Annotated in this window: 6 protein-coding genes; all 6 read right to left on the minus strand. The window is 50.3% G+C overall.

Features of this window, described 5'->3' with window-relative positions:
• Nucleotides 1-367 precede the first annotated feature (367 nt).
• The 6 genes from fliS to GXX57_11085 all read right to left on the minus strand — a co-directional run bounded on the left by fliS (nt 368) and on the right by GXX57_11085 (nt 5,560).
• Nucleotides 368-736: a flagellar export chaperone FliS gene (gene fliS / locus GXX57_11060; GenBank protein ID HHV45186.1), complete on the minus strand. Its 369-nt coding sequence runs from the start codon at nt 734-736 to the stop codon at nt 368-370.
• A gap of 11 nt (nt 737-747) precedes the next feature.
• Nucleotides 748-1,080, minus strand: a complete 333-nt coding sequence (locus GXX57_11065; protein HHV45187.1) for a hypothetical protein — start codon at nt 1,078-1,080, stop codon at nt 748-750.
• A gap of 20 nt (nt 1,081-1,100) precedes the next feature.
• A complete protein-coding gene (gene fliD, locus GXX57_11070) occupies nt 1,101-2,456 on the minus strand; it encodes a flagellar filament capping protein FliD (protein ID HHV45188.1) in 1,356 nt (451 codons plus the stop codon).
• A gap of 12 nt (nt 2,457-2,468) precedes the next feature.
• The gene (locus GXX57_11075) at nt 2,469-2,816 is read right to left on the minus strand and encodes a flagellar protein FlaG (GenBank protein HHV45189.1); all 348 of its coding nucleotides are present in this window, start codon (nt 2,814-2,816) and stop codon (nt 2,469-2,471) included.
• 825 nt (nt 2,817-3,641) lie between these two features.
• The gene (locus GXX57_11080; protein HHV45190.1) at nt 3,642-4,721 is read right to left on the minus strand and encodes a flagellin; all 1,080 of its coding nucleotides are present in this window, start codon (nt 4,719-4,721) and stop codon (nt 3,642-3,644) included.
• Nucleotides 4,722-5,128: 407 nt separating this feature from the next.
• Complete coding sequence (locus GXX57_11085; protein ID HHV45191.1) at nt 5,129-5,560, minus strand: hypothetical protein; 432 nt, start codon at nt 5,558-5,560, stop codon at nt 5,129-5,131.
• Between the last annotated feature and the right edge of the window lie 307 nt (nt 5,561-5,867).

Consider the following 5,867-nt stretch of genomic DNA (forward strand, 5'->3'; position numbering starts at 1 on the left):
CCATGTGATGGAATTCTCGGTCCTAGCCGGTTACACGGTGAGACTACTGCCAAAGGAGCTTGGCACGCCAGATGAAATATTGGAACGATATGGGATCGAACGGTCAACTTAGCACACGTTCTTTCTCTTTTTTCCCTGGGCTTATGTTAAAACCCCAGGACAAAAATCGTATGGTTCTTGCAAAATTAGGACTAAGGTCGGTATTCAAGGGTACAATTGGGACAAAACTAGGACATAGGTCTCAGAATTTGGGGCTGCAAATAATCTCGCATGAGACGTATATTCGGCAAAAAGGAGGAAAATCCTGCATGCCTTGGTAGGATTGTAAGAGGGAAAGGGGGAAAGGGCCTTTACAGGCCCCTATAGCCTATTTCTTCAGCTGGGCCAAAGCTTCTTCCCAGGTGGTTTTCAACTCTTCCACGAAGGGGATAATCGCCTCGATATCCTGCGGATTCTTTGAGATGTTGGCCGCCAGGATACGCCTGCTTAGGAAGTCATAAAGCTGCTTTAGGGCGACACTAACCTCATACTGGGGATCCAGCGCGGCGGAAAGTTCCCCCAGCAGGTCCTGGGCCCGCACCAGCTCCCGATGTGCCCCTTCCACATCCTTCCTTTCTAAGTTCAAAAGAGCTTTTCTTAGGGACTTGCGGATTCCGTCATAGACCACGAGGACCAAGCGCTCGGGAGTCTGGGTCGTGATCTGGGACTGGACGTAAGCATTCTGGAAATTAAACATCATGTCACCTCCTAAGCCCGCTTGTCCAAGAACCGGGCCGACTGACTAGACACCTGGTGGCTGCCCCCCAAATCCGTCAGTTGCATACAGGTGGCTATGTACTTAGCTAGGACCTCCTTCTCATTAGCCCGGTCGATGGTCTGAATCTGTAACAACAGGTCCTTCACTTGCTCCGCGTCCTGAGGACTATATCCAACCTCATCAATACGGTCCATGACCGCCTGTTTCTTCTCCAATAGGTCCTGCAATCTCTCGTAGTCTTCTGCTTGAATACTCTTGCTTTGTTCAATGGTCAGATCATACAGCTGCTGAAACAAATCTACCAAGTTCTCTTCCTTGAGCATGCTCAATCCCTTTTCCCATCCTATCTTCGGTTCCCCTGCCGTGTGAGGTTGTTCAAGCTCGTCAACTGGGCCTGAAGCCAGTCACTTTGGCCCATCATCTGAGCTAGAGCCTTTTCCATGGCCGCAAATTGCCGATACAGCGATTCTTCCTTCCGCTCAATCCGGTACTCCTGGTACTCAATCTGTTTCTTAATGTCCTGGGTACGGCGGGTAAAGCAGTCCTGACGATTAGCGATGACCCCGTCACCGCTCCGGGTATACTCGGCCACAAAGGCTTCGATCCTCACGGCCACTCCCTGCTCACCATCGTAGAAGAAACGTCGTACCGCGTCGGGATCCTTCTCCAAGACATCAACCAATACCTTCTCGTCCAAGCTCATTTTACCATACCGGTCGATCTCGATTCCCAAGCTCGCAATGGAATGGAACTCACTATGGGAGACGGCATCGGTCACTACCCGGCGCAGACTGGTAGCGAGGGTTCTGGCGGTCCCATCGGCGAAAAAGATGCCGACGGTACCAGTGACCTCACTCTTGCTTTGTCCCTGTTGGATGTAATCTATGACCGAGTTGTATTGGTTGACGAAGGCTTTGAGCTTATCCACCGCCCGTTGGGTATCAAAGGTAATGGAAAGCTCCGTTTCCCCTGCGGCCTTCAAGGTGAAAGTAACACCTTCGACAGCATCGGAGATTACGTTACTGCTCCGGGTAATCCGTAGTCCGTCGAGATAGATAACTGCGTCCTGGGCCTCTTGTACCACTTGCCAATCCCCTTCCAAGAGTCCCAACTGTTGGAGCAGGCCGTTTTCATCGACAACCTCGATTGCATTTTCCAAGCCCGTCTCGGTGCTAATGAGGACCAGGCGATTATCTATGATCTTGGCTTCTACACCGATGTCTTCGGTCTCATTGATGAGGTTTTGGATATCCCGCAGGCTTTGGGCACTGGACAGGCTTATCGTCTTCCCATTAATGATGATTTCTCCTTCTACGAGGGGATTGCCCTCCTCATCTACTTCTCCCAACGCCCCGTCCACATCGTCCACCCGGGCCGAGGCTAGCCGGTGGGCAGTGGCCAATTGTTCCACCTTCAACCGGTAAGATCCCGGTAGAGCATTAGTGCTAGCTGTAGCACTGGCGACATCCGCCGCGGAGGAAGTAACCTTCCTGCTGGTAAAGGTCTCCTTGGCCTTGAGATCCTTAACGATATTCTCCAGATTGAGCAATCGGGTGTTGAGGCTTCGCCATGCATCCTGTAATCTTTGGATCTCACTTTGCTCACTCTGCAGACGCTTCAAAGGCCCCTTTTCCAGTTCGATCAGTTGGGTAACCAAGCTCGTGGTGTCTAAACCGGATACTAACCCGTCGATACGCATCGGCTCTACCTCCTATACCCGCTCGTCCACCAAGATTCCCACTAGCTCGTAGATCTTGGCTAGCATATCCAAGATTTCCGAAGGAGGAATCTCCTTGATGACCTCATCGGTGGCACGATCAATTACTTGCACATAAATCCGATTGGCCTCATCGTGTACGTTAAACTTTAAGCGCCGGTTAAAGGCCGAGATGATCGTCTCTATCTGCTCAGTGCCTTTTCGAATCTCCTCAAGGCTTAACCCCTTACTGAGGTCCCGTTTCGGCTGCCTGGACCTTTCCAGTTCCTTCTGCTGCTTCTGCAGCTCCTTTAACGGCACGTTGCATACCGCCTTGATTTCGCTCGCGGGTCTGATTTGCATGATACTATACACCTCTTTGCGGCGGCGGAATCAATAGGGTTGCTTGTAGGTATTATCGGTTGTTTGAAGGGAGATGTTTAATCTGAAATAGAGGACTGTGCGCAGTACATCGAATTCTTGCCCCGTGTAGTTTCCGGACTTCCGTCGATTCAGGCTCCCTTTCGGATCCACACAAAAGGGCGTCAGGGGTATTTCTGCTGGAGAGCTAAAGGCAGCACAACTGGGCGGTGTAGGCTCGTTCAATCTGAAATCACGATTTGGGTTTTGCTAACACGAAAGCTACCAACACTCCCACAGAAACCAACGTCACGAACCCTATGACATTACCCCACCCTGCTTTAATAGAAAAACCCCCGGCAGAACAGTTGGTCTACTAGGGGTTACACTATTACTCACACCCGCTCTTCTAGCGGCCAACACCGTACGGCGGCTAAATGCGACAAATAATGTTCAATCCTTTGGGATTGCTAAGATTGTCTTACTTACCCTGGGTCAAGAAATCTATAACTTCCTGCCGAGAAACAAAGCGTCCATTTCGGGTGCTCACCGCGCGGTTAGCATTATTCCAAATCCCTACCCAATACACGTACGTTTCACTCATCTGCTTCTGAAGGTGCTTTACCAGTTCACGGAGCTCCTCTTCAGATGCAGTCTCTACGTCCACACTCAAAAGGTTATGAACTACTCTCTCCTAGTCTGACATCTAGCTTCCTCCTTCACGGGATTGTCTTATGTGCTGTAGGCTTCAACCAGACTAGGAAAGCCTAGCAAATGAACGTAAGCGACCCCGGGGGGGATCCCAGGGCCGCCTGTTGTCCGGGGTGATTATCCAAGTAGTTGCAGTACAGACTGCGGTGCCATATTGGCCTGGGCCAGCATAGCAGTAGAAGCCTGCTGCAGAATCTGGTACTTGGTAAATACCATCATCTCGGCTGCCATATCTACGTCACGGATCCGGGACTCGGCAGCCTGTAGGTTCTCGGCAGAGGTACCAAGGTTAGCAATTGTATGCTCGAGCCGGTTCTGCAGGGCTCCAAGCTTCGAGCGCTCAGCAGATACGAGGCCGATGGCGTTGTCAATAATCGTGACCGCCTGATCAGCTGCTGCCTGGCTCGAAACATCGATGCCGCCGGTACCGGTGCCGGAGGTTCCGTCGCTACCACCGGCCAAGTTGAGAGTTCCAGCGGTAACTACATAAGTCCCCGAGCCAGAAACATCAACAAGGGCTGTAACATCGTTGTCGCCTTGGAGAGTCGAAACGACGTTATCCACCTGATTTTGCGCTGCTTTGTTAGTTCCAGCCAACTTCACCGTGATCGTGTTCTCGGACACGGAAATCGAGAGGTCGTCGTTAGCATCGCCAGCGGCCTGGAACTCAATCGAAATATTGTTACCAGCCGCACCAGCCGTCTTCGCGGTAAACGTGATACCGTCCTTTGTACCCGAGGCAGCGGTTGGACTCGTGCCCGAAGTGCCCGCTACACCAAGGGCCTCTGCACGCATGTCGTTAAGGGAAAGAGAGATGGACTGATCAGAATTTGCACCAATGTGGAACTTTACGTTCAAGCTTCCATTGAGGAGCTCCATGGTGTTGAACTGAGTCGTGTTTCCGATCCGAGTGATTTCCTCTGCCAGCTGGTCGATTTCCTTCTGGATCTCTTTCCGGTCATCCTCGGTATTGGTATCGCTGGCAGCCTGAACAGCCAGCTCCCGCATCCGCTGCAAAATAGCGTGGGTCTCCTGAAGGGCCCCCTCTGCTGTCTGGATAAGGGAAATACCGTCCTGCGCGTTCCGGATCGCCTGGTTCAGACCTCGGATCTGACCCCGCATCTTCTCGGAGATAGCCAAGCCAGCTGCGTCATCTCCAGCCCGGTTAATCCGCAAACCAGAGGAGAGGCGCTCCATCGCCTTGGCAGCACTGCTATGGTTAACTGACAACTGCCTTTGAATCTTCTTCCCCTGTGACACAGAAAAAGACTTCCTAATTATATACGGAAACGCATTATGTCCGCAACCCCCACGTCATGGGCTTCTAACGAATGATGCTCGTTTCAAGCAATTTTCAATTTGTGCCATTGGACAATCAAAGGATTATCGAATCAATACATGATTTGCCTTTGGTAATCCAAGGTTATAGGAAGTGAGTTTATTATTTGTTTTTAGTGCCACACTGCCAATAAACAACTCAGGCGAACGGTTTCCGACCAATCCCTGGCTCCAGCATCCGTCTATCACAACTATATGCAGATAACAATAACAAACCCCCGCAGCTACTACAACATTTGCAGTCACTGCAGGGGTTCCGCTGGCCTTTAATTCGTTTTGGTTAGTAACACCTCTACCTCTCTCCGGTAACCATACTTTTTGAAGAAATCAATCAAGGCAATTTCAAAAATATCTCTTTGAGACATGTTATTCTCCGCGCTGTAATCTCTAATCATCTGGTCAAGTTGATTGCTCATATGGACTGACTTCGTAATAAAGACGCCTGGCACCACGTACCTCGGAAGGTTTCCAGAGATATCCGACTCCAGAAGTTGCACAAGTTTCTCCTTGCGACTTTCTAGATACTGTAGTAAGAGCAAGTAATCCTTGATGGCATGGACTTCTACAGATTCGCTAATTGCGATTTCCTCTGTAATGCCGTTTAAGACTGGTTCTTCCGATGCAATCACTTTCTCTGGCACGTAATTGCTTCGACCTGTGTCCCAAACGAAACCTTTAGACTTCATGTAATCGGCCATCTCCCTTAGGTTCTCGAAACCAACCTCACGAGCGATCTCTTTAGGCGTTAACTGCTTATCTTTGTACAGAGCCAGTACTGTTAGGCGTCACATTATTTGAGACATAAATGGAGCGATCTGAGCACGTAAAATGAGACGGACAGAATGAAGCCTACGACGATTCAGAACGTAGGTTTTGTTTCTGAGGTTTTGACATAAGGTTTGTGGGGTTGGGACGGTTTTTCGTTGTCGCGAGAAAAAGTTCTGTGGCGTTGCAGGAGATCCAGAAAATTCCGCGAACTTATCAGATAATTGCAGTTTCGCGGAG

The organism is Bacillota bacterium (genome assembly GCA_012839765.1).
Lineage (GTDB): Bacteria > Bacillota > Limnochordia > DUMW01 > DUMW01 > DUMW01.